Source organism: Methylomonas sp. LL1 (assembly GCF_015711015.1).
GTDB lineage: Bacteria > Pseudomonadota > Gammaproteobacteria > Methylococcales > Methylomonadaceae > Methylomonas.
Window position 1 is genome coordinate 32421 of sequence record NZ_CP064652.1, and the last position, 26209, is coordinate 58629.

A 26209-nucleotide genomic window follows, 5' to 3' on the forward strand; every position below is an offset into this window, starting at 1 on the left:
ATGCCCGATAGTATTGGCCAGGAACCTAAATGGCTTGCTCGGCGAATAGCGTCCTTGGTCTGGTTAATGCCGAATCGGCATGGCTTCAACGCAGCGCGCATCATTGTGCAAAGGACTATTCACCCAGTCACTGACGGGTGTAGAGGTCATCTGCGAATAGGCCTGATTTTCCAGCAGCGCCCATGCGTCGTCTTCGCCGGTGGCTTTGTCGAGCCAATGGTGATAATGCTCTGGTGGAATAATCACCGGCATCCGCGCGTGTATCGGTTGCATCAGGTCGGTGGAGGCGGTCGTGATGATCGTACAGGAGTACAGCGTTTCGGCCTCGTGCTGCCATTGCTCCCACAATCCCGCGAAGGCGAATAACTGACCATCCTCTCGATGAATGTGGAAAGCCTGTTTACCGGTTTCCTGTTTTTGCCACTCAAAAAATCCGTCGGCGGGTATCAGGCAGTGGCGCTGTTTAAAAGCAGATCGAAACGAAGGTTTCTCACGCACGGTTTCCGCGCGGGCATTGATTAGATGGGCGCTGTTCTTGGCATCTTTAGACCAAGACGGCACCAATCCCCAGTGTAGATTGACCGCCTTACGCGACTGGTCTTCCAATTCAACGATGCAAAGAATCTTTTGCCCAGGCGGAATGTTGTAACTAGCCTGAAACTTCACCTGGCGCAGCAACTGAAAATGCTCAATGATGAGGTCCGGCGTTGTCGTCAAACTGTAGCGGCCACACATAGCCCTGCCTCGCGCTAATTGCTTGAGCGCATTAAACCCGAATAGTCGGGCGTAGCGCAAGACCGACACAAAGAACAAATATAGAACAATGGCCTTTTCGATGGTAGGCTATGCCACCCGTTCATTAACCAATTGTCGTACCATGTCTGTATTGCCTTTCAAACGTAATGTCGTTGACGATGTGATGATTTTGGCAGATCGACTAACTGTGTCCAAGCCGACTCGATTGCTACAACGACTTCGCCTACCGTTGTTTGCCGGCAAAGTGTCTGCGGGTTTCCCCTCGCCTGCGGCCGACCACATCGAAAAAAACCTGGACTTGAACGAATTACTGATTCAAAAACCGGCAGCGACCTACTTTGTTCGCGCACAAGGCGAATCGATGCTCAAAGCCGGCATTCACTCCAATGACATCTTGATCGTCGACCGCTCCCTGGAGCCGGTCGCGGGTAAAATCGTGATTTGCGCACTCAACGGCGAGATGACGGTTAAGCGTCTGACGTTTGAAAACGAACAATGGACACTAAAAGCAGAAAATCCGGATTATCCGGACATCCTTCTCAGCGACGATTTAGAGCTGGTGGTCTGGGGTGTGGTCACCAATGTCATCCATCCCGTATAGCCAGCATGTCGCCTATGGAAAAGCGCATAGCCTTGGTTGATGCCAACAATTTTTACGTTTCATGTGAAAGGGTATTCCGACCTGATCTGAACGACAAGCCAGTGATCGTCTTGAGTAACAACGATGGCTGTGTGGTGGCCAGAAGTGCCGAAGTGAAAGCGTTGGGGAGCATTAAAATGGGCGTGCCACTGTTTCAGATCCGCCATCTGGTTGAGCAGCACAACATCCAAATTTTCTCATCCAATTATTCGTACTACGCGGACATGTCAGCCAGGGTCATGGCGACCCTGGAGGCCTTTACCCCCTGCATGGAAATCTATTCAATTGACGAAGCGTTTCTTGATTTGACAGGCGTCTATCCGTGTCAATCCGACCCGATTGCTTACGGACAGCGCATCAAGCAAGCGGTGTTCCGCGCGACCGGCATTCCAGTCTGTGTCGGCATGGGGCCGACTAAGACCTTGGCCAAACTGGCCAACTTCGCCGCCAAGAAATGGCCAAAAACTCACGGCGTATTGGATGTATCGGACCCGTTGCGCAGGGAAAAGCTAATGCGTATCGTACCGGTCAACGAGGTCTGGGGGATTGGCCCGCAACTCTCGCGCAAACTGGATCAACTCGGAATCAAGACTGTCTGGGCGTTGGCCTGCCAACCGCCGGCGAAAATCCAGCAGCAATTCAGTGTGGTGGTGGCCCGGACGGTGATGGAATTGAACGGTATTGCCTGCTTGGACCTGGAAGAAGTGGCTCCGAATAAACAGCAAATCGTCTGTTCGCGCAGTTTCAGCCGCCGCTTAACCCACTACCATGAGTTATCCGCCGCGCTGGCCGAGTTCACCAGTCGGGCCACCGAAAAACTCAGGCAACAACAGTCGGTAGCCGGCAGCGTGACGATTTTCATTCGGACCAATGGCTTTGCCGAGCGCGAACCGCAATACCAGCGCAGTGCGAGTGCCAGGCTGGATCAAACCAGTCAGGATACTCGGGTGATCCTGGCGGTCGTGAATCGCTTGCTCAGTGCCATTTACCAGCCTGGCTACGGGTATTACAAATGCGGGGTGCAAATTAGTCAGATTCAGTCGGATACCGCACCGGGACAAACTCAGTTGTTCGACTTTGCCGACACGGATTTACCAACGGAAAACCGAGCCTTAATGAAAACGGTCGATCACATCAATCAGCGATTTCCTAAAGGCATTGCCATGGCCACGGCCCGCATCGATCAAACCTGGAAACCCAAAGCAGAGCGGATGTCTCAACGGTATACCACTGACTGGCGGGAGTTAGTGTGTGTTCGCTGTAAATAGGAGGCCCTATAAAGCTGGCACCCAGCGCATGGCTATGAGCCGATGACTAAACCATGATGATGGTCCCGATTGCATCCCCCGAGGACCCAAAATTCCTTTACGAAGCGGAAGAAACGGACTGTTAGCACAGACCGTTTCGACCTGTTCTGGCCGGAATACGCTTGGGCGTAATCCTTAACTGTAGCGTCTTTCAATCGAAAACCGGGGCGATTCACTGCCTGTAATGTTTAGGAGTTTTTAGGTGCTGAAAAGATACTTTTTTAGTATTTATTTTGTGTTGTTATCAGGTCTTGCATGGCCGTATGAATTCTCGACCATCCAGGAAAATATCAAACCCGGTAACATTGTCATTATCGGCGAAAGCCACCAGAATACTGAGTCAATAGAACTGTTCACGTTTCTGGTTGATACTGCGCTTGAAAGACATCAATGCCTGACTGTCGGACTCGAGATTAATCTCGATCAACAATCCATAATTGATGCTGTAACGAAGGGGGAAGCCGATGTATCAGAGCTCAAAATACCTTATGCCATCGATCATGCAGGTATGCGAAAAATGATCGATTATCTGGCCAAGCTTAAATCAAGATTGCCATGCTTGGAAATCGAAGCCATTGATGCCGATCAGGATCGTGACGAACACATGGCCAGGCGCTTAGAGAAATTCCAAAGCGATAAGCCGATACTCGTTCTTCTGGGTGGGCTGCACACCTTAAAAAAAGTTAAGTGGACTGTCAAAAGCGGAGAACCCTTTGTTGCCGAGATTTTGGTCAACCATGGCTTTCGAGTTAGCTCCTACCCGCAACGTTGGCTACCTGAGAGGTGCGAGAACGGACAGGGCAGGTCAAGCCGATACGTTAATGCTGACGATCCGGAAGCCTTAACAATTCTGAATGAATCGCTCATGTCGCTGATCAACGCCAAGCGTCATCGATCAACGAAGGATGTTATCGACGGTTTTGTAGTTTGGGAATGTAATAGTTAGTTGTATTGCCCAACGAATAAACAATATAATTTAACCAGGCAGTTCAAAAACGAACGCCTGTATTTTTACCAGTTAGCTGAGCATTAAAGCTGGTTTCCAATGTGCACTCTAGTAGTGCCATGGGTAACTTTTGTTTTTTTGAGGCTATCATGGCAAGATCACGCAAATCCCTAGTAAAACCCCGCTCTATCGCTTTTTCCCGTCAACGCGGTCGCTGTTACTATTGCGACCAACCGATGTTGACAGGGAACATCGTTGAATTTTCCGCCAAATACAAAATAACGCCTAATCAGGCCAAACTCTTAAGATGCACAGGTGAGCATCTTAAAGCTCATCATGAAGGTGGTTCAACCAAGCCAACTAATATCGTAGCGGCTTGCTGGTATTGTAATCACAAGCGACACCAACGGAAAAACCCACCTGATCCTGAACAATACAGAGACTTAATTCAGAATCGTATGAGCCAGGGAGGGTGGCACAGTATAAGATTAAACTAGACATTGCATCTGGTATTGATCGGACAACCGGCCAATACCAGATTCCTTATTTGCAACTGAAATATATGCCGCTGACCATCGGCGGCAGACGGCCATTACCCGACCTTCGGGCTAACTATCCAATTTCAATAGTTCAGGCACCCGGTGACTCAGCCGAATGTCAGGTATTCGGCAAGAAAATTGACGGAATAACTGCGTCACCACGGCCAACAAGAGACAGCCACCAAATCGAAAATCCAACTTTCTGAAAGTTCGCACTCAACCAGTAACCTGACGGTCATGAAAACACCAAGAGTTTCACGGGATACATGAGAGATGGGCCTTGTTACCTTGGCCCATCTCCAACTGCTCGGCAATACGCATCCTAGCGGTTCGGCGAAAGGGTTTACATCTGACGATGCATCGCTGCCATGCTCAAATTGGCTTCGGCGGCCTTTTCATAGGCATTGATCAGCACTCGGCAATGGCCTATCAGGCTGTCGGCCTGCTTACCGTAAATGTTGCTTTTCGACTGGTATTGGCTGAGTAGCTTTTTGTGTTCATCGACTTTCAGCTGTAGGTCCTTCGCTGCCTCTTCGTAATGTTTTGCCAACGCCTCATGATCGGCCTTGGTTGTCGCGCTTTGCACGGCCAGGTTCATATCCATCGGATGCGGGTTCATCTCGCTGCACGCTGCCAGTACGCCGGCAACTAACAACAAGCTAATCAGTAATTTTGTTTTCATGGGTTTTCTCCAGATTAATTAATGGTGAAAAGAACGTTTTTTCATGTCAGTGTCGTGGCCCCCTTTTTTAATAAAGTCATTAGATCAGTATTTAGACTTCTTCTGGATTGCGTCTCTCCTGAAACTGCAACACTAGACTGTAAATCACCGGAAACACCAAAAGGCTCAGTATCAAAACCGTCAACATGCCGCCAAAGGCCGGCGCCGCGACGCGTTGAGTGACATCGGCACCGGTGCCGGTCGCCCACATGATGGGCATCAGGCCGATGATATTGGCCTGCGAAGTAATCGCTACCGGCCGCACCCGCAGCGCCGTCGCCGCTTCGCTGGCCGCCCTAATTTCCTCGCCGGTCAGTGGCGCCTGTTTTTGCGCCCGCAGTTTATCGATTTCAATGTCGATAAAACTCAGCACCATCACCCCGGTTTCGGCCGCGGTGCCGGCCAGGGCGATGAAGCCGACGTAGACGGCAATCGACAGGTTGAAGTTCAGCCAATATACGAACCAGATACCGCCAATCAGACTGAACGGAATCGCCAACATCACTATCGCAGGCTCGGTGATATTGCGAAAAGCGGTGTACAGCAGGATGAAAATCAGCAGCAAGGTGATCGGCACCACGATGCGCAAGCGTTCCGCCGCACGCTGCATGTATTCGAATTGACCCGACCAGGTGACGGTATAACCGGCTGGCAGTGTGACATTTTCGGCTAAGGTTTTTTTTGCCTGCTCCACATAACCGCCGATGTCCGAGGTTTTTAGGTCGACATAAATCCAGGCGTTGGGCCGCGCATCCTCGGTTTTTATGACATCGGTGCCGCGTTTGAAGTTGATGTCCGCCACCGCCGTCAAAGGAATCTGACTGCCTGTCGGGGTGGGAATCAACACCCGCCGCAAGGCTTCCGGGTTATCGCGCAAATCGCGCGGGTAACGCAGGTTGACCGGATAGCGCTCCAGTCCTTCGACCGTCTCGGTGATGTTCATGCCGCCGATCGCGGTTTGGATCACATCCTGCACGTCGCCGACGGTCAGGCCGTAACGCGCCGCCGCTTCGCGGTTGATGTCGAAATCCAGGAAATAGCCGCCGACGGCCCGGTCGCCATAGGCCGATAGCGTGTCCGGCAAGGTTTTCATGGCCTGCTCGATTTGCAGCGACAGGGTTTGCAGCACGTTCAGATCGGGGCCGGACACCTTGATACCCACCGGGGTCTTGATGCCGGTAGACAGCATGTCTATCCGGGTTTTGATGGGCATGGTCCAGGCGTTGGCCAGTCCGGGGAAATGAATGGCTTTGTCCATTTCATCCATCAATTGCCGGGTGGTCTTGTTCGGATCGGGCCATTGGTCTTGCGGTTTGAGCTGGATGGTGGTTTCCACCATCATCAGCGGCGCGGCATCGGTGGCGGTTTCCGCCCGGCCGATCTTGCCGAACACATGATGCACCTCGGGAAAGGTCTTGATGATCTTGTCGGTCTGTTGCAACACCTCCTTGGCTTTGGTGATGGAGATGCCGGGAAAGGTGGTGGGCATATACAAAATGTCGCCTTCATCCAGCGGCGGCATGAACTCGCTACCCAGTTTGGATAAGGGATAGAGCGTAGAGGCCATCAACAGCAGTGCCACGATTAGCGTCGCACCCCGCCAGCGCATCGCCACTTTTAAAACCGGCGAATGAATGGCGTGCAGGACGCGGTTGATCGGATTTTTGTGTTCGGGGATGATCTTGCCGCGCACAAAATAGCCCATCAACACCGGCACCAAGGTGATGGTCAAGATCGCCGCGGCGGCCATCGCATAGGTTTTGGTATATGCCAGTGGGCTGAACAGGCGGCCTTCCTGCGCTTCCATGGTGATGATGGGCAGGAAGGAGACGGTGATCACCAGCAAGGACGAAAACAAACCGGAGCCGACTTCGCGGGAGGCGTTGCCGATGGCCTGCCAACGTTCGTTCGAGGTCAGTTTCGCTTGCTTCTTCTCGGCCGCTTCGGCAAGGTGTTTGTGGGCATTTTCGACCATTACCACGCCGCCATCGACCATGTCGCCTATCGCCAGCGCGATGCCGCCCAAGGACATGATGTTGGCGTTCATGCCTTGCCATTTCATTACGATGAAGGCCATCAATATGCCCAGCGGCAAGGTAATCACGATCACCAAGGCTGAGCGCAGATGCAGCAAAAACAAGGCCACCAAGGCGCAGACGATGATGAGTTCCTGCGTCAGCGCATCCTTTAATGTGTCTACCGCCCGTTCGATCAAACTGCCTCGGTCATAGACGGGGACGATTTCCACGCCTTCCGGCAGGCCTTTCTTGAGTTCATCCAGTTTTTTCCGCACGTCCTCGATGGTCGCCAAGGCATTTTCGCCGAAACGCATCACCACCACGCCGCCGGCCACTTCGCCTTCACCGTTGAGTTCGGTGACGCCGCGCCGCAGTTCCGGGCCGATCTGAACATGAGCGACATCCTGCAAGCGTATTGGCGTGCCGTTGGCGTCGACGCCCACCGGTATGGTGTTCAGATCGGCGATGGACTTGATGTAACCCAGGCCCCTGACCATGTATTCGGTTTCACCGACTTCCAGCAGACGCCCGCCGACATCGTTGTTGGAGCGCTTGATCGCCATCATCACCGTGGATAAGGCAATGTCATAGGCTTGCAGGGCGTTGGGATCGACTTCCACCTGATATTGCTTGACGTAACCGCCGACCGAAGCGACCTCAGAAACGCCGGGCACGGTCTGCAAGGGATAGCGCAGATACCAGTCCTGAATCGAACGCAGTTGCGCCAGATCGTGCTTGCCGGTCTTGTCCACCAAGGCATATTCGTAGATCCAGCCGACGCCGGTGGCATCCGGCCCTAAAGTCGGCGTGACGTTTTGCGGCAGGCGATTTTTCACATAGTTGAGATATTCCAACACCCGCGACCGCGCCCAATAGATGTCGGTGCCGTCTTCGAAAATCACATAAACGAACGACAAACCGAAGAACGAATAACCGCGTACCACCTTGGCATGCGGCACGGCCAGCATGGCGGTGGTCAAGGGATAGGTCACCTGGTTTTCGACTACCTGCGGCGACTGGTCGGCATAGTCGGTGAAGATGATCACCTGCACGTCGGACAAATCCGGTATCGCATCCAGCGGCATGTTCTTGAACGACCAAACCCCGCCGATGGCCAGCATAATCGCTCCCAGCAACACCATGAAGCGGTCTTTTAGTGCGCTATTGATGATGAAGTCAGTCATGGTTATGCGCTCCCGACCCCGGCGTTGCTGGCGGCTGCGCTGCCGTGGGCTCCAGCATTTTGGCGGTGGCTTCGTTCAGCTTGGACTCGGAATCGATCAGGAATTGCGCCGAGGTGACGACTTCTTCGCCGGCAGCTAAACCGCCAATGATGGCAATGTTGTCATCGGACGATAAACCCGTTGTCACCCGGCGCGGCTCGAATTTACCGGGGGCGCGCACCACCAAGACCTGAGTCTGCGCGCCGGAGCGGATCACCGCCTCGGCGGGAATAACCACCGCATCCAGTCGCTTGCCGGCATGGATGGTGACTTCGGCGAACATATCGGGTTTCAACAGCAAGTCGGCATTGTCGAAGACCAGCCGCACTTTAATGGTCCGGGTCTTGGCTTCGGCATAGGGATAGATAAACGCCAACCGGCCCTTGAAGGTGCGGCCCGGCACGCCGGCCAAGCGCATTTCGACCGGGTCGCCTTCTTTTACCCAGGGCAGTTCGTACTCGTAAATTTCGGCGTATACCCAAACCGTGGAAAGGTCGGCGATCATGTACAGCTCGGTTTCCGGCGTGACGTATTGGCCTTCCCGTGCGCCGATGTTGATGACGATGCCGTCCGCCGGGGTATGAATATGCAGGCTCTTTTTAATGGATTGGCTGTCCGTCAATTCGTGCAGTTGATGGGCCGGCACATCCAGCAGCTTCAAGCGTTCTCTTGAGCTTTTGACCAGTTCTTCCGCGCCGCGGCGGATGTCTTCGATCGGGCTTTTTTTCAGCACCTTGAGATTGTTCAGCGCCAGCACATATTCCTGTTGGCTGGCCACCAGTTGCGGGGAATAAATGCTCAGCAGTTCCTCATTCTTCCTGACCCTTTGCCCGGTCTTATCGGCGCGCAAGGTTTCGATCCAGCCTTCGGTTTTGGGATGCAGCCGGACGATATGCTCTTCGTCATAAGCCACCCGGCCGACGGCGCGTACCACATGAGTGAGCAAGCTTTGTCTGGCAAACGCGGTCCGCACGCCGATGTTTTGCACCGTGGCGGCATCGATTCTCACGGCGCCGGCCGAATCGTCGGCTTTGTCCTCCTCGTCCGCAAAGACAGGCAGATAATCCATGCCCATATTGTCTTTGGCCGGCACTGGCGACGTCACCGAGGGATTCATCGGGCTTCGATAAAACAGAGGTTTCCTGTCCTCCGCCGGTTGAACAACCGATTCCTGTTTGGGTGATTGCGCCAACCAATAGCCGCCCACCAAGCCTATCCCCAGCGTCACCGTGGCGGTCAATAACAGTTGCTTATTCATAAATGTCGTCCTCGCCCACATTCGCGCAGAGTTGCGCCAGTGCTTGCTGAGCTTCTGTGAAGGCTTTCCAGTATTGAGTTTCGTATTCGAACAAGGTGATCTGGCTGCGCACCAGATTCAGAAAATCGACCTTGTTGACCTGATAGCCGGCCAGCATGGAGGCGACGGTTTGCCGGGCCTGCGGAATGATGCCGGTATCGAACAACACAAATTGCTGTTTGGCCCGCTGGTAATCGCTATGACTTTGGGTAATTTCAGAGCGAACCGCGTTCCATCGATCTTGCAGCGCATAGCGTTGTTGCATCAGCTCGCTGTTGCGCTGATCTATCATCTTGTTCTGCTTGCTGCCGGCAAAAATCGGTACGTTCATGCTGACGCCCAGACTGAGCAGATCGGAACGCCGGGTTCCGTCCGGCATGTTATCGCGGGCGCCATACGCCGCTTCGACATTGAAATCGGGCAATACGTCTTTTTCAGCCAGTTCCAGCTTCGATTGCGCGGCGTTAATGCCACGCCGCTCGCTTTCCAGCAGCGGCCTTGAGCTTTCCGCTTGTTGATACAGGCTGTCTTCCTGTCTGATTTCCGGCAGCTGTATTGAAATTGTGGCGGGTAATTGCACGGAGTTGTTGGCGGGTTGATCCAGCAAGGCGTTGAGCTTGGCCACGGTGCCGCGCCTCGTCCCGGCCAAATTGATTTTTTGATCGAGCAATTTGGATAACTCCAGTTGAGCCAGCAACACATCCTGCTGCAAGCCTTCGCCGACTTCGTATTTGCTTCTGGCGATATCGACGAACTGCTGCAATAAGCTGTGATTGTTGTTCACAATCTCCAGCGTTCGATCCAGATAAAAAACCTGCCACCACAGGGTTTTCACGTCGCTCAACAAACGTAACCGTACTTCATCGGCATTGAGCGTTGCCGCTTCCGCTTCATACATCGCCGCCTGTTCGCGCAGCGCCAGTTTGCCGGGAAAAGGAATGGCCTGGGAGAGGCCAAAGCCGATTTGCGTCATGTCTTCCGGCCGGGTGCTGAAACTATTGGTCGGCAGGCTCATGGCATTGAAACTGATTTGCGGATCGGGCAGGCTGCCCTCTTGCGACGGAATCGCGGCCATCGCCTTGGCGCGAGCCAGCATTTGCGCCAGATCGGGATTATCCTGAGCGACTTTTTGAGTGGCGGCCTCAAGCGTTAATAGCGGTTGCTCCGCAGCGTCGACAACGCTACAGACGAAAAACAGCGTCGCCATCAGCAGACGCTTTAAATGAACAGATCTCATGATTGTCCTCATAAGCTCGTTATAGCAATGACGATCAACCAACAGGCTGACTTAGCCGATGTCGATCGTCTTAATGGGGATGGTTGTTTTTACGGCAAAACACCACCGTTGAACAGCTTAGAGGGTAATAATAGGCGGTTTTATATCCGGGGGGACAAGCAACGAAACCGATGTGAGTATTTCTCCAGCGCTATAGTGGCTAGAGATATGCGGTGGGATAAACCCAAAGGAGGATGTGATTGCGCAATCGACGCAAACATGAAAGCTGCAACTGGCTAGGTGTGCCTTTGCAGGCTGGCAATGATCGGAATGAGGTGAAATCGAATTACTTGAGTCACTCATCTCTGCGGCGGCAATGATTTGTGAAGCAGACAACTGACTAGCAAACTCGGAATAATGATCAAACGCTACCGCAACAGGCATGATAGCCATCAGTACCAGGAGGATTGTGGTTAAGCGCTGTTTCACCATGAAACTGAGTTTAGCTTATGAATGATGATATGTGAATCTTTGTATGTGTTTAGACCACCAGTCGTCACTGAGTGCTGCCGACCCTCAGTAGTCATTTCGGTATCCGCTTACTGTCCGCATTTGATTGTTCATCTGACGATCATCGCTAAGCCTTAATTCTGCTTGACCTTCCAACTATGTAAACCTTTAGATTGATGCCATCCAGATGGCCCCTGATACAAAGTAGCTATCCATGATTAAGATTCAAATGATTTTTAGGAGGTTGCAATGGAATCACATACACAAGTCAATAAGAAAACCGCGCACGCCTATAACACCGCTGCCGATTTATTCGATCATCCGGCCAACACGTTTTGGAGTCGTTTTGGCACCAGCACCGTTGACCGATTAGGGTTAATTAAGGGCGACAAGGTATTGGATGTTTGTTCCGGAACCGGCGCTTCAGCCTTACCGGCTGCGCGTAAGGTTGGCTCAGATGGCCGAGTGGTAGCCGTCGATTTGGCAGAAAAATTATTGGCAAGGGCGGCTGAAAAAGCCTCAGCCGAAGGTCTGCAGAATATACAGTTTCGGGTCGGCGATATGTTCGCGTTAGCTTATCCCGATGGTTATTTCGATGCCGTCATTTGCGTGTTTGGGATATTTTTCATGCCTGATATGGCCACCGCGGTCAGAGAATTGTGGCGCCAAGTCCGGCCTGGCGGGCGCCTGGCAATTACAACCTGGGGGCCTGAGTTATTCGAGCCAGCCAACACCTCGCTTTGGCAAGCCATTCGCCATCAACGCCCTGATCTGTATAAAGACTTCAACCCTTGGGATCGCATTTCCACACCGGAAGGATTGTTGGAGATGCTGGCCTCGGCCGGTTTAACCGAAGTGGACATTTTTGCCGAAGACGCGACTCACGCTCTGTCTGAGCCTGAAGATTGGTGGATATTGGCGATGGGTAGCGGATATCGGGGCACCTTGGAGCAGTTGAATGGGGAAGAGTTACAGAAAGTGAAACAGGCCAATCTCCACCACTTGGCAAGTCAATCGGTTACCGAGATTTCAGCCAATGTGATTTATGCCATCGTCAATAAACCACTCGTTTAGAGCCTTGCATCTTTCCCAGTATCGATTTTTTTCAATAAATGCCCGTAACTAAAAAACGCAAAAAACTATTGACCTTCCCATCGTGGTAAGCCGAACACTTTGATCACAGTCAATTACAACAGGAGACTTGATCATGAAAACCCATAACTCCAGCCAGGCGGCAGATCGTTCGGTTCACTTGTCGATAGAGGGGATGACCTGCGCGTCCTGCGCCGGGCGTGTCGAGAAGGCGCTGAATAAGATTCCCGGCGTACAGCAAGCCAGCGTAAATTTAGCCACGGAAAGCGCCTTAGTCCAAACCGATACGGCAGTCGATGCCAGCGTGCTGATAAACGCAGTTAGCGCTATCGGTTATCGCGCCTCGGCCAAACCGGAGCGACCGGTAAGCAAACCAAAGCCGCGAGATGGATTGGCCGTATTGGTGTCGGTGTTATTGTCGCTACCGTTACTGGCACCGATGCTACTCGAGCCTTTCGGTACTCAAGTTTCACTGCCGGGCTGGTTGCAACTGGGTTTGGCGACACCGGTCCAGTTCGTACTAGGGGCGCGTTTTTACCGGGCGGGCTGGAAAGCGCTGAAAGCCGGTGCCGGCAATATGGATTTGCTGGTGGCTCTGGGTACGAGTGCGGCGTATGGCTTGAGCGTTTACCAATTGACAAGCTCGACTGACGGTATGGCGCCACATCTGTATTTCGAGGCGTCAGCGGTGGTGATTAGCTTGGTGTTGACTGGCAAATGGCTGGAGGCGTGGGCTAAACGGCAAACCGTTTCGGCGATTACGGCTTTACAAGCGTTACAGCCGCAAGTCGCTCGTGTCAAACGCGGCAAGCGAGAGTTGGAAATTGCGATTGAAAGCGTCAGCGTCGGCGACTTGGTCGTCGTCCGCCCCGGCGAGCGTATCGCGGTCGACGGCACCATCGCCGACGGCAGTAGCCATATCGACGAATCGATGGTTACCGGCGAAAGTATGCCTATCGCCAAACAATCCGGCGATAAGGTGACCGGCGGCGCCATCAACGGCGAAGGCTTATTGCTGGTGCATACCGATGCGGTCGGCGCGGAGACTTCATTAGCAAAAATGATTCGCTTGATCGAGAACGCGCAATTGACCAAGGCGCCGATTCAACATTTGGTGGATAAGGTCAGCGCATGGTTCGTGCCGGTGGTACTAGCCATTGCCGTGATGACCTGGCTGGGTTGGTGGTTGCATGGTGCCGCCATGGAAACCGCTATTATCAACGCCGTGTCGGTATTGGTGATTGCCTGTCCCTGTGCGTTGGGGTTGGCAACGCCCGCTGCGCTGATGGCCGGCACCGGCATTGCCGCCCGTCACGGAATACTGATCAAAAACCCTGAAGTGCTGGAAATTGCCCATCGTATTACCACCGTTATTTTCGACAAGACCGGAACCTTGACGCAGGGAAAAGCTTACTTGGTCGAAGCCGTACCGTTGAGTATCGACCGCGAACACTTGTTGCGGCTGGCCGCTTCGCTGCAAACTGGTAGCGAGCATCCTTTGGCAAAGGCGGTGCTCAAAGCCGCAAATGAGTTACAGATTCAAACCTTGCCGGTAGATGCCGTCACGGCTTTGCCTGGACGAGGGCTATCCGGACGAGTGAATAACCAAGATTTGCGTTTGGGCAATAGCCGCTTGATGTCTGAATTGGGCATTGATCTAGGTGATCTGGCGGAACGTGCCCAGGCCTTGGAGCTTGCCGGCAATACGGTGTCCTGGCTGGCGATGGATGCGCCGCAAAAACGATTGCTAGGCATGATGGCCTTTGGTGACCGACTCAAAACGACTGCATATCCTGCCATCAAACAATTACAGGCATTGAATATCCAAACCGTATTGTTGAGCGGTGATAATCGCGGCAGCGTCAACGCAGTCGGCCAGGCTTTAGGCATCAGCGACATAGTTGCCGAAGTATTGCCGGCGGATAAGGCCTATCAAGTGGAATTGTTGAAACAGCAGAACCACCATGTGGCAATGGTTGGCGACGGCATCAACGATGCGCCGGCACTGGCAGTCGCCGACGTTGGCATTGCCATGGCGACCGGCACCGATATCGCGATGCAGTCTGCCGGCATTACGCTGATGCACGGCGACCCGATACTGGTAGGTGCCGCGCTCGATATTGCACAGCGAACCTACCGCAAAATCCAGCAAAATTTGTTTTGGGCGTTTAGTTACAACCTCGCTGCCATCCCATTGGCGGCTCTGGGTTTACTCAACCCGCAACTGGCCGGAGCGGCGATGGCATTCAGTTCGCTGAGCGTGATTGGCAACGCCTTATTGCTGAGGACTTGGAAACCTGCCGGCTTCTTGCAGGTCGTCAGGCATTAACCAAACCTGCTTGCGGGCGGCGAACTTGCCGCCCGCAGCTTTCTGTCCATCCATGTTGGAGAGTGATCGATGAATATCAGCCAAGCTTCGAAAATGACCGGCGTATCCGCCAAAATGATTCGTCACTACGAAAGTATCGGACTGATTAGAAAAAGCGTGCGCACCGTATCGGGCTACCGGACCTACAACGACACCGATTTGCAGGTGTTGCGAATGATCAAACGAGCTCGGGGTCTGGGGTTTTCGCTGGACCAAATCCGCGATCTGGTTTCGCTATGGCAAGACCCGGCGAGGGCCAGCGCTGATGTCAAAGCGCTGGCCCAATCCCATGTCGACGATTTGAACCGACGCATTGCCGAATTGACTGAAATGCGCGACATTCTGGCTCGGTTGGCGCAAACCTGTAGCGGAGACAATAAACCGTATTGCCCGATTATAGATACATTGGTACTCGGCCAGTAGCTGGTTTAAAGCTATTCAATCCCTCGGATTTGTTTCTGTCCGGTAATGCAATCGGGTAATTCACATTTACTAGGGTGAATAAAAAGACCTTCCAGATTAAGTATGGCAAAGCAGTTGATCGGCCGTTGTAAACTCTACAACTGCCATTACAGCGAAACTTCTAATTGTCTCTTATGGCCGATCGGTTTAGTTCGCCAATGGCTGCTTTGTAGACCTCCAGTTCGCAGATTCTTGACTTGGCCGACTGGCCGGTTTTGAGAAACGCGACAGGCAGGAAAGGGTCGGTTGCGACAATTTGCGAATTTTATAAGCCGACATTCGCTACTGGTACAAAAATTTTGCGGTTCCGGTTTACACGCCTTCCAGACTGATTTGCTTGAAGGAACATGTTGAAACTGCGATCATCAACGCCTAGTTTTTACATCCCACCTTTTGAGGAAACCATGCATAAATCCGAACTCATTGACGCCATTGCCAGCCATGCGAATCTCAGTAAAGCCGATGCCGGGCGGGGCTTGGATGGCATCCTCAGTGCCATTCAAAATACCTTGAAAAACGGGGATTCGGTATCGTTAGTGGGGTTTGGCACTTTCGAAGTCAAGGAACGTGCCGAGCGTCAAGGCCGCAATCCGCAAACCGGCGCTGAATTGACCATTGCTGCGGCAAAACTACCTGGCTTTAAAGCCGGAAAGGCTTTAAAAGACGCCGTTAACGGTTAAATTCTCAGGGCGTTGAGTGGCTCGAAGTCCTCTTGAAACTGCGCTATGATTCGGCGATTAACTCACTGTCGAATATTCGACATTTCAGATGATAAAATCGGAACTGATCGTGGCGCTGGCCGCCAAGCAAGCAACCCTGCTGCAAGAAGACGTAGAGCTCGCCGTCAACACTATCATTGAGGTTTTGACTACTGCTGTCGCCACTGGCGAACGCATTGAAATTCGTGGATTTGGTGGTTTTTCAACGATTCCCCGCCAAGCCCGTATCGGTAGGAATCCCAAGACGGGGGAGTCTGTCAGTGTGCCCAATCGACATGCCGTTCACTTTAAACCGGGCCTTGATTTGCGCAACCGGGTCAATGCTTCGAAACTGGCGTTCCCCACCATTAAAGACCTGTAACCCTGTCCTGGGACCAGATTAACCCTCCCCGGTACTTACGGCGCGATCCCTACTGACTGCCAAAGAAATTCATAGGAAACCGCAGGGCGGTGTTGCGCTTTGGCCTGTTGGGCTTCGCCATGTTCGTAGGTGTGCAGCAAGAATTTGACTTGTTCCAATCCTTCCGGGGTTCTGATGGCCTCGCGCGGCGTTTGATCGTTCAATATCGGTATTGGCTTGTCAGCCCAGTCAGCGTAAAGCTGCCGAATTCTCTTCTCTATGAGTTCGGTTATGATCTCGGGTGGCAGGGGTATCGGTTCCGACCTTTCAGGCATGTCATGAGGCGGCATATTTGCCAGCATGCCTTTGGGGGCGGCCAGTTCCCGGCTGATAAAGGTCACCGTGGTGCCTGAAACCGCTTCGAACCAAGGTCTGCCTTCGTCCGCATACTGTTGCGTATGATAGGACACTTTGATTCGATCCTGACGTTTGCCGGGATGAATACTGAGACTTCGCCGTGTCAGCCCATCTTCGCCTACAAAAATACGACTCCAACCCGCATCTCGATTGCCTTCGACATCCGCTGTACTGGTCAAGGCCTGGTCCAATCCGTCCCAGTCCAGAACCCGGTAATGATCAGTCACGAACAGCAGCGATTCACCCGTGACACGATCAACCACTGGCGGCATTTCAAAAGCCCTGACAAATAACTGGAGCCAGTGAAACGGAATGATGGCACTGGTGATTTCCTTGGCGAGAGCAGAATCCGGATCGACGCCCTCTAATTCGTCTTTGAGTTCTTTCAACAAATCCCAGCTTTGTTGGCGGGGGAAGGAGTAAACGGCGCCGGACAGTTCAAAATGCGCGTCAAACGGCACAATGCGTGCCGCGATCAGATCGTACCGGTTGGCTTGTTGTGAGCCCGATTTTTCCTGGACGAGAACGGGCGGGCGTTCGGGTAGCATCACATCCTTTAATGTCAGGCATTTGCCGGGCACCATCGCCACAATTTCATAAAGCCTGAGGGGGATGGCCGTGAGACGCTCAAGCCATTGTCGCTGTTCAGCAGACAATAGCGGCCCCCCTTTTCCCAGTAACAAATCCGCAACACGAAAGTCCTGGTCTTTGAGGGTCAGCACGCCATCTGCCAGCAGCCATTCCATGGCATTGATCATAATGCCGGTATACGAGTCCTCGGGTAGCTCCTGAAGCCCGGCATATTCATCGTCGTCGAGTCCCCCAAAAAATCCTTCATCAATCTCGGCACGGGCCGGCTGCTCATACTTCGTGAAGAGCCACTGGATGGCTTTCGGGACGGCTTCAGCCCGATCATGCGCAATCTGGGCGTCTGCTGTCTTCAAGCAGCACTGCTTATATTTTTTACCGCTGCCACAAGGGCAGGGATCGTTTCGGCCTAGTTTTTTCATGTCAGGGTGACTTTAAGCCAACCCCAGGATTATTGCATTGAAATTTTTGCAGCATAGCCCGGTAACCCGACACGACTTTCTTCCTTTCCAATTACTTTCTTTATAGTTGTTTTCTTTCGTTGTTTCTTGTTTAATTTATTACTTTCTTTATTTCTTTATTTCTTTATTTCTTAATTACTTGATTTGTGCTAGACTATACACACAGTCAAATTGATGGAGGCCGTCATGAAAGAAGAGCTTGATTCCGCAGTGGGTCGTCCCGCCGATATAACCGATGAGCGCATTATTGAAGCCGGCGAGGCATTGGTGAGGGCCAATCGGAATGTAACGGGCTTTGCATTGCGCAAAATCACCGGCGGTGGCGATCCCAAAAGACTTAAAGAAGTTTGGGATAAGCACAATGTCAGTCAGTCGGTGACCAATGCAGAGCCGGTAGCAGAGCTGCCCGTAGAGGTCGCTGAAACCTTGGCGGCCATGACCAAGGCCTTGGTGGACAAAATCAACGCGCTGACCGTGGAGTTAAATGACAAAGCCGTCAAGACCCAAGAGCGCCGTGTGGCGGATGTCTTGCGGGCTGCGGGCGAACAGCAGGCCCAGGCAGAGCGCGAACTTGCCGACGCTTCGCAGGCTGTCGATGAGTTAGAGGCTATGCTGGCGGAAGAGCGGTCCAGGGTAGGGGAGTTGGAAAAACGTCTGGCCGAGGTGTTAGCGGCTGACCAAGCTAAAGCGGTTGAACTGGCTACCTTACGCGAACGGCTAGAGGCGGTCGAAAAAAACGCGAAGGTAGCGGGCGAGCAGCATGTTGCCGAACAAGTACAATTCCGGCAAGCATTGGCGGATCAAAAGCGGGCGGCACAAGAATTGGCGGTAGAACGGGATAAAGTGAAAACGGAACTGACTAAAGTACAGGCTAAGGCGGAAGCCGCCGAAGAGTCCCATAAGGAAGAGAGAAAAAGGGCTGCCACTGAGCTACAGCGAGTCGCCGATAAGCTGATAAAGCTTGAGGCGGAAAGAGATGGCGCCAAAGGGGAGGCGGGTAAAACCCGAGAAGAGCTTGCCAAGCTAACAGGCCAATTGGAAGCCATGAAAATCCAGGCCGCTCAGTTGATGCAGGCCATTGGAAACCAGCAACCGGAAAAAACCGAAAAACCGAAAAAGGTATAAGGCATTTTGTGGCTAAAAACGGAGGGCTCAGTGATGATGAACGTGAATCAATTGCAACAGGCCAAAGAAGTGATGCATCGATGGATAAGCAGTTATCGTTGTCGGACTTTCATTGGCTTTAAAGGCTCGGTTGTTAAACCGTATGGCTTTCGCTCTTATTACTGGGCGCACACCTATACTGCCCGTGATTATTTGTTGGGCATAAAAGAGCCGCATGGTGCATGTCTGTCATTGTTGGACCTTAGAAGGTCAGGGCAATGAGTCTGGGATTGGCATGGTCGTGTCTGGGGGGGGCTTGATGTTTGAAGCCGGACTCTGAAAATGACACCCTATATATTAATGGTAACAAAAGTAGTGCAGTCATCTTCTGACATAAATGTCCAAAATCGACCGGTTTCGGACAGGGCTTAAAAAATATGTACTAAAGTTGTCACTTTTCAAAGCTGCAGTCAGCGGATGGTCAAAGTTGATGTCAGCAGATTAATCAACAATAAGTAATTCTGTCAGTTGCGACATGCCGGCTTATTTTTTAGTTATTTTTGTTTTAAGGTCGAACCCTATGTTCGCACTCTCTCCCCGAAAGATTTCTAGCCAACCCACCTATATTAAAAGGTATCTTAAGTAATGAAGTTGGCTTCTGATATTCTTGCAGTCGTCTTCTGACAGCGGTAGTAGCCAAAATAGATAGCCAAGTAGGTGATGGCCAAATTACATTGCGGTTCTAATTATTGGCCATATGATTTATACTGGGCTAAATTAAGTATACCCATTTTGGCCATCCAACCATGAAAGTTGCTCGTATCTACCTTCGCGTCAGTACCGAAGAACAAGACCTTACCCGTCAAACCGAAATCGTCCACAGTGCTCGGGCAGAAGGGTATTACATCGCCGGCATCTACCGTGAAAAGGCTTCGGGTGCCCGTGCTGATCGGCCCGAGCTACTACGAATGATTGCAGACCTACAATCAGGCGAAGTCGTCGTAGCTGAGAAAATTGACCGCATCAGTCGGCTTCCCTTGGCCGAAGCCGAGCAACTGGTTGGATCAATCCGGGCCAAGGGAGCAAGACTGGCTGTGCCGGGCCTAGTCGATTTATCCGATTTTGCGGCTGAGGCCGACGGTGTGGCCAAGATCGTTTTGGAGTCGGTGCAGGAATTATTACTTAAACTTGCCCTGCAAATGACACGTGATGACTATGAGACTCGCCGAGAGCGACAGCGCCAAGGTGTTCAGCTTGCCAAGATCGCCGGTAAGTATGCGGGTCGCATCCCTGATACCACGACACATCAGCGTATCGTTGCGCTGCGTGGAGCAGGACATACTATCAAACGGACCGCTGAGCTGGCTGGATGTAGCCAAAGCCAGGTCAAGCGCATATGGGCAGAGCATAAGGGCAGTCACTAAATTATAATCCTGTTCAAGTGGTCTGCTTTCATGCCCCTGCAAGGCAAGGGTTGCTTTGCGGAAATTGGCGACTGGCAATGCAGAAGTATGACGAAGCGGCACTGGACTGCGCATTGACAAACCAGATATTGATAGAGGTGATCTGCAATGAAAAAAGAATACCGTAGCCGTTTGATGGTCTCCGTACATGAAACCGCCGAAGGCTTGCATGAGGCTGGCGTCATGGATAAGCGTACCATGCGCAAATTCGACGAACTGTGTCTAACGCCAATCAGAGGGTGTCAGATTGGAGCACACATCGACTTGGTGTCTGTACGAACGGAGAAATAGCGTCAGAGTTAGCTGGGTTCGTGCATTTCTTGCCGATTCCGGCTCAACGTCTATTCGCACAACCGGACACCTCATCCCCTTGGCGGACGATTTTTTCCGAATTCTGGGGCGCCCTGCATATTCCACCCCAATCCAGCCACCGATTCCGAGACGATTACGTCAGTAGTGAATGATAGCTTTTGAAAGTGGCGAAATGTCGCGATCGACCCCTATGAGCTGTCAGATAAGATTTAATTTGCGGTGACAGGAAAAGGCAAATAAGCTGCCCTTCAAAATGTAGATTAGCTTGCGTAACAGCACATTTCGAAGCCAACAATTCCTCCGGATACGCTATCGCTAATCAAAGCAGGCTATCGACTTCTGGTTTAAATGGGATAAGAAAAATTCAATGAATGACGTGTTTTCAAAAATCAAATCAGGCGACTTATATAGCTTACTAGCAAGTTGCAGTAACGAGGATTTGGCTCCTCTGGTTAGCTATATAACCGATAAGCTTTCGAATTATCTTGTAACTGATGATATCTACAAAAGGCATAGTCCAGATCACACAAAATATACCAAATTAATCGCGAGCGAAATTCGACTTTATGGCGGAAATTCGGTAAGCAATATAGCTCGCGGAGGGGTGGGGCCTGATTATGATGAGGTTTTATTTGATGTTTGTCAGAAGATAGGCATTCCATCAACTAAAGGAAGAATTCTTGATAATGAATCAAATTTATTAAGAATTTGCCTTCCTTATGGTTGGGAAGCTCTTAGTCCGGTTAATCAACAAGCCGCTGTAAAGAAGGCTAGGGATACATACGCAACTACGGGCGGCATAGTTACAACTGGTGTAGGAACTGCAACAATTTTTGCAACTGCTATTAGAACAATCGCTGTACCAGTTGGCGTAGGCTTAATTGCTAAAGGTGTTGCTGACCCGGCATTTGAAGTGACTATTCCCTGTGTTTTACACATTGCATATCTTCGGTGGAAAGTGCTCAACTACATCGAAAACCACAGGAAGAAAACGTTACAAATCGCTAATGTCAGTGCGTCAACCAATAGTCAATTAGTCGTAAATCGTGATTCACCGCTTATTATCGGGGAAGATGCTGATAAACCTGTTCTGACATTTGCCTTGGCTAAAATTTCAAAACACTCTCCCGTAAATTGGCAACCTGTTTCAGAATCTGACGGCACAGGAATTAGCAGTTTTAATCCACTATTGCAAGCAGTTCCCAGCATGGTCACCAAGATGCATATTGCTACGACGCAATATGTAGAGGTGAATATTCGGCTGGACTCTTTGACACCAGTAAAAAATAGCACCGATGAATTAAGAGGCTATGTTATAGGTTCTAACGGTCGTATTACAGAGCAGGCGAAACTACTCTCTCCAGAGAACCTCGAGAAAATTGTTAATGCGGGCGCATTATTTCAGGTTGCATCTGTAATTGTCGCTCAAAAACATTTGGCAGATATAAGCCAAAAATTGACTGAAATTAAAAAAACAGTTGATGATATTCATAAGCATCAGAAAGATAAACGAGAAACAGATATAACAGGAGCGGTCGATTATTTCAAACAAATAGCCCCTTCAATTTTGGCTGGTGAGTTAAGAGATTCTTATGAACACCAAATTGAAAAATATGAAGGTGAGTTGCTTTCTATTAGAAATCATTTGTTGAAGGATATTAAAAATCAAAATCATGAAATCGAAAATCTAAAAGATGGTCATATATTTGGTACGGAAGGGATGAAGGCGTTGATAAAGAAGCATCAGAATGAACTTTTCAACCTATATCAGCAACTGTTCCTTTGCATTCGAGCACGCGCATGTGGTTGGCAGCTTTTGCTTGCATTTCCTAGAACTGAAGAAATTGCAAAAAGCCGTAAACAGAATATTGATGAATCACTTGCAGTGCTAAATGTTGATGGCGAATTGGTGAAGCAGACCATTGCTGAAATGGATAAAAAAATCCGCAGCCTTTCAGCAATTACCAATACTGCGCAAACGCTTAATGAACGAAAACTGGATTTATTAAAGTGGCAAGACAAATTGATAGAAGAAATTACATATACTAGAAGTGAAATTGACGCGAATATCCGTTCTGTAGAATCGTTGGTACAGGATAAACACGGCGCAACAAAATTCCTTCTCAAAGTTGAAGGTGACAAAATAGTTGCCCGTAGCCCTTTGTGAATGTCTCTAGCCCGTAGGCGGTTAACAGCATGCACCGCACTTTAGCGATTGGCGCGACTCGTAAATTCACCCCCCTACAGCTGCTTTTGGCTGGACATTTGCCATTGGCGCTTTTGATTCGTCTGGCGGCATAATGGCCGATTCTGTTGAAAAGTCGGTTTTATTAAAATTTTAACCAATTTTTGACGTTCGTCAAAATGATAACTGTTTGTTTTCAAAAATAGCTTGCTTTTTAATTTCACATAAATGCGGACATGTCAACCAGGGTCATGGCGACCCTGGGGACCTTTACCCCCTGCATGGAAATCTATTCAATTGACGAAGCGTTTCTTGATTTGACCGGCGTCTATCCGTGTCAATCCGACCCGATTGCTTACGGACAGCGCATCAAGCAAGCGGTGTTCCGCGCGACCGGCATTCCAGTCTGTGTCGGCATGGGGCCGACCAAGACCTTGGCCAAACTGGCTAACTTCGCCGCCAAGAAATGGCCCAAAACTCACGGCGTATTGGATGTATCGGACCAGTTGCGCAGGGAAAAGCTAATGCGTATCGTACCGGTCAACGAGGTCTGGGGGATTGGCCCGCAACAGCTGATTTTTTGATACAGTAAGCCATCAGAATTGATAGTGTTCATTGTCTCGCAGCCGCCGGTTACATATTGGTATGGTGATGCAAGAAAAAATCGATGATGGCATCGCTACGCTGTTCCGGCCATTGCGCATGCGGTTTGTCGCCTTCGCAATACACGGTTTTTACGCCATTGGCGCAACCGGAATAAGCCACGCAACCGTTGCCGATCGTATCGGGAATCGGCTCGCATTTGTTACAGGCCGCCCACCAGCCGGCTGTTTGCTGTCCGTAACCCGGAAACAGCCGGTCCTTGCTGCTGTGTATAATCATAACCGGCAAGGGTTCCGGGCATTTGCGGTCGCGTAAGTCCTCATAGGTTACGCCGGCGGCACTGGGGGCGATTGCTGTAGGAATGTGCCGGGTGCCGGTCATAAAAGCTAAAGCCATTGCCGAGGTGCCGCCATCGGAATGACCGGTTACATAGACCTGTTTTTCATCGATACACCATTTTTTAGCCATCGCATGGGGGATCGTACCCAGTTCCACGGTGGTGCTCGGCGAAAGCTCGGGATGATCGGCATAAGCAACGATAAAACCGGAGCGGGTTGCGGGTAAGGTGAATCCTGTCATCTTCTCCGTTTTGGCGCGATTCGCACCCGCCGGTGAAAATACCAGTAATAAAGGATGGGCTATCGATGCATCATAATTCTTAGGGGTGCGGACGTTGTAATTTATGCCGTTTTCGGTTTCTTCTCCGTACGTTTCTCCGGTATCGCCACTCAATAGGTCAGGCTGGCAAGTGCCGCGCGGCATATCCGGTCGGTAAACGGTTTGCCCTAGTTCCACCGGAACGCCGCTATGATCCAGCCAAAGCATGCCGGCCAGCGCTATTACCGGCAATCCGAACAAGACTTTTTGCCAACGATTGCTTTCAAGAAGATAGGACTTTAACTGTGCAATATTCATTTTGATGGCTCCCTTGATGGGTTCGGCGCTGGGTTTAGGCTTCCGGATTTTGCTCGGGCGTATGCTTTAACGCGGCCCGGAACAAGCCGTAAGCCAGCAAAGACAGGCTGGCTATCGTTATCAGCAGCGGCGTATAGTTTTTACCCGGCACCGACTCCAGCCCGACGGAGAACGGAATATGGGTATCCAGGCGCTTATCCTTATCAACGATAGCAATATGCGCCAAGTAATTGCCGGCGCCATAACGGCTAAAGTCCACCGAGAGGTTCGCCGTGCCGGTTTTGACTTTTTGTGGTTCTCGATAAAACACCCGAGTACCATCCGGCTCTTTGGTGATCTCGAATTCGACGCTGACATGGCGCAGGCTTTTGCCCTCGTAATCGAACACTAACTTGGTGGGGCCGACGCCTGGAATGATGTTGCAGTATTCCAGGTTGCCGGACAATGTCGGGGTATACGCCGTAAGATGCACGCGTTCAAAGCCCACTCGCGCATTGCAGTTGTCGACCACTTCGGCCGCGCCGCGATGAGCGTGGATATTGCCCAAGGGTAGGCACGTTAGCGCCAAGATCAAGGCTATCTTTGCGCCCTGGCTTTTATAACGGTTATGTCCGGTGTTCATCGGTTTCCTCCAGCAAAGCATTTAACTTAAGCTGATCAACGCAATTAGAAATCGAAGGTTTCCACTTCGGAAATCAAAAACGTCGGCGCGCCGCCGCTGGAAATATCCACCGCATGCGCCGCCGTTTCCTGGCCGCCGGGCGAACTTAGGCAGGCTTGTAAATCGCCAATCGATGGGAAGTACACTTCGGCGATACGATGAAACTGCGCGGCGCTTTGGTCGGCATTGGATTTGATCAGAGAGGCGACGAAGCGGGTCTTCCCAGCCAACTTTTCCACGGCCATCGGCACGTGTTCGTCGGCATAGCGGCGTTCGAAGGTTTCCAGATCGGTCGGTACTGGGTACATCACAATTAATTTTGCTGCTTTCATAGGTTTCTCGAATGTTTTTGTAAAAAGTAGATGCTATGAAACGCCTATTTTTCCAATTAGTAAAATACCGGTTTTCTATGAAACAATAGGTTTTTCCTATTCAATTGGGGTAGATATGGAAATGCAACAAATACGCTATTTTCTGGCGGTATGCGATAAGGGATCGTTTACGCGGGCCGCGCAATCGGCTTTTGTTGCGCAGCCGTCGTTGACGCAAGCAATTAAAAAGCTGGAGGACGAACTGGGCGGGGAGTTATTCAGCCGCGAACGCAGCGGCTGTCGTTTGACATCGCTGGGGCGTTTGGTGGAGCCGACCCTGAGGCAGATTTTTCACGAGGCGCAAACCATCAAGGCCGAGGCTGTCCGCTTCAGCCGCTTGAACACCGTGCCGCTGCGCATAGGCGTGATGGCTACTATTGCCGCGCAACATCTCAGCACGTTCTTTGCCGACTTCCAGCAAGAACGGCCGCATGTGGAATTGGAACTGGTGGTGGATAACGAGTGTAATCTGGCGCAGCAATTGGATGAGGGAAGGCTGGATTTGATGGTCAGTGCGCCGACCTCGCCGCTGCCGGCGCATTTACAGTCCTTAAAGCTGTACGAGGAGCGTTATGTAGTGGTTTTTAACGACAAGCATCGCTTCAATCAATTGGAGGTCATCGATTTGGCGACCATCCAATCCGAGCCTTATCTGGATCGCCTAAACTGCGAATTACGCGAAACCTTGCGCGGCGTTTGCCTGGGCCGGCAGATCAATCTCTATGCGGCTTATAGAAGCAACAGCGAGGAATGGATATTGAGCATGGTGCGGGCCGGGTTAGGCGTGGCGTTGATGCCGGAATTCAGTGTGCCGAAGCGGGGCGATAAGCTCAAAACCCGGTATTTAGGGGTAAAACAAGCAGTCGTGTCACCAGCCGCCATTTTAATCTGTCGAACTGGTCTCTTCTGAACACCGACGGTCCGGAATGGCTATTTTCCATGCACCACGAATCATTGCTGACGGTCCCTTGCAGC

General features: G+C 51.4%; 22 protein-coding genes and 1 pseudogene. 14 read left to right on the forward strand and 9 right to left on the reverse strand.

Annotation, left to right across the window (positions count from 1 at the left end; translation table 11 throughout):
- Positions 1 to 63: 63 nt before the first annotated feature.
- Positions 64 to 735 (reverse strand): SOS response-associated peptidase, encoded by a 672-nt coding sequence (locus IVG45_RS00130; protein ID WP_196433908.1) that lies wholly within the window; start codon positions 733 to 735, stop codon positions 64 to 66.
- Between the two features lie 184 nt (positions 736 to 919).
- Between IVG45_RS00130 and IVG45_RS00135 the strand changes: the two genes are divergently transcribed.
- The 4 genes from IVG45_RS00135 (at position 920) to IVG45_RS22920 (ending at position 4146) form a co-directional block, all read left to right on the forward strand.
- Positions 920 to 1357, forward strand: coding sequence for a LexA family protein (locus IVG45_RS00135; protein WP_230874549.1), 438 nt, complete (start codon positions 920 to 922; stop codon positions 1355 to 1357).
- Positions 1358 to 1371: 14 nt separating this feature from the next.
- Positions 1372 to 2664, forward strand: a complete 1293-nt coding sequence (locus tag IVG45_RS00140) for a Y-family DNA polymerase (RefSeq protein WP_442923299.1) — start codon at positions 1372 to 1374, stop codon at positions 2662 to 2664.
- Positions 2665 to 2905: 241 nt separating this feature from the next.
- Entirely contained in the window at positions 2906 to 3649 is a 744-nt protein-coding gene (locus IVG45_RS00145) for a hypothetical protein (protein ID WP_196433911.1), read from the forward strand.
- Positions 3650 to 3885: 236 nt separating this feature from the next.
- The gene (locus tag IVG45_RS22920; RefSeq protein WP_442923300.1) at positions 3886 to 4146 is read left to right on the forward strand and encodes an HNH endonuclease; all 261 of its coding nucleotides are present in this window, start codon (positions 3886 to 3888) and stop codon (positions 4144 to 4146) included.
- Positions 4147 to 4531: 385 nt separating this feature from the next.
- Here IVG45_RS22920 and IVG45_RS00155 read toward each other — a convergent pair whose 3' ends face one another.
- From IVG45_RS00155 to IVG45_RS00170, 4 genes are all read right to left on the reverse strand, one after another.
- Complete coding sequence (locus IVG45_RS00155) at positions 4532 to 4870, reverse strand: hypothetical protein (RefSeq protein WP_196433913.1); 339 nt, start codon at positions 4868 to 4870, stop codon at positions 4532 to 4534.
- A gap of 91 nt (positions 4871 to 4961) precedes the next feature.
- Positions 4962 to 8111 (reverse strand): efflux RND transporter permease subunit, encoded by a 3150-nt coding sequence (locus tag IVG45_RS00160; RefSeq protein ID WP_196433914.1) that lies wholly within the window; start codon positions 8109 to 8111, stop codon positions 4962 to 4964.
- Positions 8104 to 9408 carry an efflux RND transporter periplasmic adaptor subunit gene (locus tag IVG45_RS00165; protein WP_196433915.1) on the reverse strand — a complete coding sequence of 435 codons (1305 nt, stop codon included), beginning with the start codon at positions 9406 to 9408 and terminating at the stop codon, positions 8104 to 8106. The genes IVG45_RS00160 and IVG45_RS00165 overlap by 8 nt, the downstream gene beginning before the upstream one ends.
- Positions 9401 to 10684 carry a TolC family protein gene (locus IVG45_RS00170; RefSeq protein WP_064010532.1) on the reverse strand — a complete coding sequence of 428 codons (1284 nt, stop codon included), beginning with the start codon at positions 10682 to 10684 and terminating at the stop codon, positions 9401 to 9403. Before IVG45_RS00170 ends, IVG45_RS00165 begins: the two co-directional genes overlap by 8 nt.
- Positions 10685 to 11422: 738 nt before the next feature.
- Here IVG45_RS00170 and IVG45_RS00175 point away from each other — a divergent pair.
- From IVG45_RS00175 to IVG45_RS00195, 5 genes are all read left to right on the forward strand, one after another.
- Positions 11423 to 12247 carry a class I SAM-dependent methyltransferase gene (locus tag IVG45_RS00175; protein ID WP_196433916.1) on the forward strand — a complete coding sequence of 275 codons (825 nt, stop codon included), beginning with the start codon at positions 11423 to 11425 and terminating at the stop codon, positions 12245 to 12247.
- A 133-nt stretch (positions 12248 to 12380) separates the two neighbouring features.
- Positions 12381 to 14594 carry a heavy metal translocating P-type ATPase gene (locus IVG45_RS00180; protein WP_197491497.1) on the forward strand — a complete coding sequence of 738 codons (2214 nt, stop codon included), beginning with the start codon at positions 12381 to 12383 and terminating at the stop codon, positions 14592 to 14594.
- Between the two features lie 69 nt (positions 14595 to 14663).
- Entirely contained in the window at positions 14664 to 15056 is a 393-nt protein-coding gene (gene cueR, locus IVG45_RS00185) for a Cu(I)-responsive transcriptional regulator (RefSeq protein WP_064009730.1), read from the forward strand.
- Positions 15057 to 15499: 443 nt separating this feature from the next.
- Positions 15500 to 15775: an HU family DNA-binding protein gene (locus IVG45_RS00190; protein ID WP_064006702.1), complete on the forward strand. Its 276-nt coding sequence runs from the start codon at positions 15500 to 15502 to the stop codon at positions 15773 to 15775.
- A gap of 88 nt (positions 15776 to 15863) precedes the next feature.
- Positions 15864 to 16175, forward strand: a complete 312-nt coding sequence (locus IVG45_RS00195; RefSeq protein ID WP_196433917.1) for an integration host factor subunit beta — start codon at positions 15864 to 15866, stop codon at positions 16173 to 16175.
- Positions 16176 to 16210: 35 nt separating this feature from the next.
- Here IVG45_RS00195 and IVG45_RS00200 read toward each other — a convergent pair whose 3' ends face one another.
- Complete coding sequence (locus IVG45_RS00200; RefSeq protein WP_196433918.1) at positions 16211 to 17581, reverse strand: SEC-C metal-binding domain-containing protein; 1371 nt, start codon at positions 17579 to 17581, stop codon at positions 16211 to 16213.
- A gap of 225 nt (positions 17582 to 17806) precedes the next feature.
- Between IVG45_RS00200 and IVG45_RS00205 the strand changes: the two genes are divergently transcribed.
- From IVG45_RS00205 to IVG45_RS00220, 4 genes and pseudogenes are all read left to right on the forward strand, one after another.
- On the forward strand, positions 17807 to 18745 hold the full coding sequence (locus tag IVG45_RS00205) for a DNA-binding protein (protein WP_064027898.1): 939 nt from the start codon (positions 17807 to 17809) through the stop codon (positions 18743 to 18745).
- Between the two features lie 785 nt (positions 18746 to 19530).
- A complete protein-coding gene (locus IVG45_RS00210; protein WP_020485758.1) occupies positions 19531 to 20148 on the forward strand; it encodes a recombinase family protein in 618 nt (205 codons plus the stop codon).
- 718 nt (positions 20149 to 20866) lie between these two features.
- Positions 20867 to 22666 carry a hypothetical protein gene (locus IVG45_RS00215; protein WP_020485760.1) on the forward strand — a complete coding sequence of 600 codons (1800 nt, stop codon included), beginning with the start codon at positions 20867 to 20869 and terminating at the stop codon, positions 22664 to 22666.
- 236 nt (positions 22667 to 22902) lie between these two features.
- Positions 22903 to 23247: pseudogene (locus tag IVG45_RS00220) on the forward strand (Y-family DNA polymerase); the annotation flags it as partial.
- A 70-nt stretch (positions 23248 to 23317) separates the two neighbouring features.
- Here the strand turns inward: IVG45_RS00220 and IVG45_RS00225 are convergent.
- The 3 genes from IVG45_RS00225 to IVG45_RS00235 are packed head-to-tail and all read right to left on the reverse strand — an operon-like array spanning position 23318 to position 25195.
- Positions 23318 to 24202: an alpha/beta hydrolase family esterase gene (locus IVG45_RS00225; protein WP_020485763.1), complete on the reverse strand. Its 885-nt coding sequence runs from the start codon at positions 24200 to 24202 to the stop codon at positions 23318 to 23320.
- A gap of 34 nt (positions 24203 to 24236) precedes the next feature.
- Positions 24237 to 24824: a hypothetical protein gene (locus tag IVG45_RS00230; protein WP_020485764.1), complete on the reverse strand. Its 588-nt coding sequence runs from the start codon at positions 24822 to 24824 to the stop codon at positions 24237 to 24239.
- A 44-nt stretch (positions 24825 to 24868) separates the two neighbouring features.
- Entirely contained in the window at positions 24869 to 25195 is a 327-nt protein-coding gene (locus IVG45_RS00235; RefSeq protein ID WP_020485765.1) for an EthD family reductase, read from the reverse strand.
- A 115-nt stretch (positions 25196 to 25310) separates the two neighbouring features.
- Between IVG45_RS00235 and IVG45_RS00240 the strand changes: the two genes are divergently transcribed.
- Positions 25311 to 26144 carry a LysR family transcriptional regulator gene (locus IVG45_RS00240; protein ID WP_230874548.1) on the forward strand — a complete coding sequence of 278 codons (834 nt, stop codon included), beginning with the start codon at positions 25311 to 25313 and terminating at the stop codon, positions 26142 to 26144.
- The last annotated feature ends 65 nt before the right edge of the window (positions 26145 to 26209 follow it).

Bases quoted from the DNA above. Each gene is read 5' to 3' on its own strand.
- IVG45_RS00200 (WP_196433918.1), bottom strand. From the start codon at position 17,581: ATGAAAAAACTAGGCCGAAACGATCCCTGCCCTTGTGGCAGCGGTAAA.
- IVG45_RS00175 (WP_196433916.1), top strand. From the start codon at position 11,423: ATGGAATCACATACACAAGTCAATAAGAAAACCGCGCACGCCTATAAC.
- cueR (WP_064009730.1), top strand. From the start codon at position 14,664: ATGAATATCAGCCAAGCTTCGAAAATGACCGGCGTATCCGCCAAAATG.
- IVG45_RS00130 (WP_196433908.1), bottom strand. From the start codon at position 735: ATGTGTGGCCGCTACAGTTTGACGACAACGCCGGACCTCATCATTGAG.
- IVG45_RS00190 (WP_064006702.1), top strand. From the start codon at position 15,500: ATGCATAAATCCGAACTCATTGACGCCATTGCCAGCCATGCGAATCTC.
- IVG45_RS00180 (WP_197491497.1), top strand. From the start codon at position 12,381: ATGAAAACCCATAACTCCAGCCAGGCGGCAGATCGTTCGGTTCACTTG.
- IVG45_RS00195 (WP_196433917.1), top strand. From the start codon at position 15,864: ATGATAAAATCGGAACTGATCGTGGCGCTGGCCGCCAAGCAAGCAACC.
- IVG45_RS00160 (WP_196433914.1), bottom strand. From the start codon at position 8,111: ATGACTGACTTCATCATCAATAGCGCACTAAAAGACCGCTTCATGGTG.
- IVG45_RS00205 (WP_064027898.1), top strand. From the start codon at position 17,807: ATGAAAGAAGAGCTTGATTCCGCAGTGGGTCGTCCCGCCGATATAACC.
- IVG45_RS00240 (WP_230874548.1), top strand. From the start codon at position 25,311: ATGGAAATGCAACAAATACGCTATTTTCTGGCGGTATGCGATAAGGGA.
- IVG45_RS00210 (WP_020485758.1), top strand. From the start codon at position 19,531: ATGAAAGTTGCTCGTATCTACCTTCGCGTCAGTACCGAAGAACAAGAC.
- IVG45_RS00170 (WP_064010532.1), bottom strand. From the start codon at position 10,684: ATGAGATCTGTTCATTTAAAGCGTCTGCTGATGGCGACGCTGTTTTTC.
- IVG45_RS00235 (WP_020485765.1), bottom strand. From the start codon at position 25,195: ATGAAAGCAGCAAAATTAATTGTGATGTACCCAGTACCGACCGATCTG.
- IVG45_RS00140 (WP_442923299.1), top strand. From the start codon at position 1,372: ATGGAAAAGCGCATAGCCTTGGTTGATGCCAACAATTTTTACGTTTCA.
- IVG45_RS00155 (WP_196433913.1), bottom strand. From the start codon at position 4,870: ATGAAAACAAAATTACTGATTAGCTTGTTGTTAGTTGCCGGCGTACTG.
- IVG45_RS22920 (WP_442923300.1), top strand. From the start codon at position 3,886: ATGTTGACAGGGAACATCGTTGAATTTTCCGCCAAATACAAAATAACG.
- IVG45_RS00225 (WP_020485763.1), bottom strand. From the start codon at position 24,202: ATGAATATTGCACAGTTAAAGTCCTATCTTCTTGAAAGCAATCGTTGG.
- IVG45_RS00135 (WP_230874549.1), top strand. From the start codon at position 920: ATGATTTTGGCAGATCGACTAACTGTGTCCAAGCCGACTCGATTGCTA.
- IVG45_RS00165 (WP_196433915.1), bottom strand. From the start codon at position 9,408: ATGAATAAGCAACTGTTATTGACCGCCACGGTGACGCTGGGGATAGGC.
- IVG45_RS00215 (WP_020485760.1), top strand. From the start codon at position 20,867: ATGAATGACGTGTTTTCAAAAATCAAATCAGGCGACTTATATAGCTTA.
- IVG45_RS00230 (WP_020485764.1), bottom strand. From the start codon at position 24,824: ATGAACACCGGACATAACCGTTATAAAAGCCAGGGCGCAAAGATAGCC.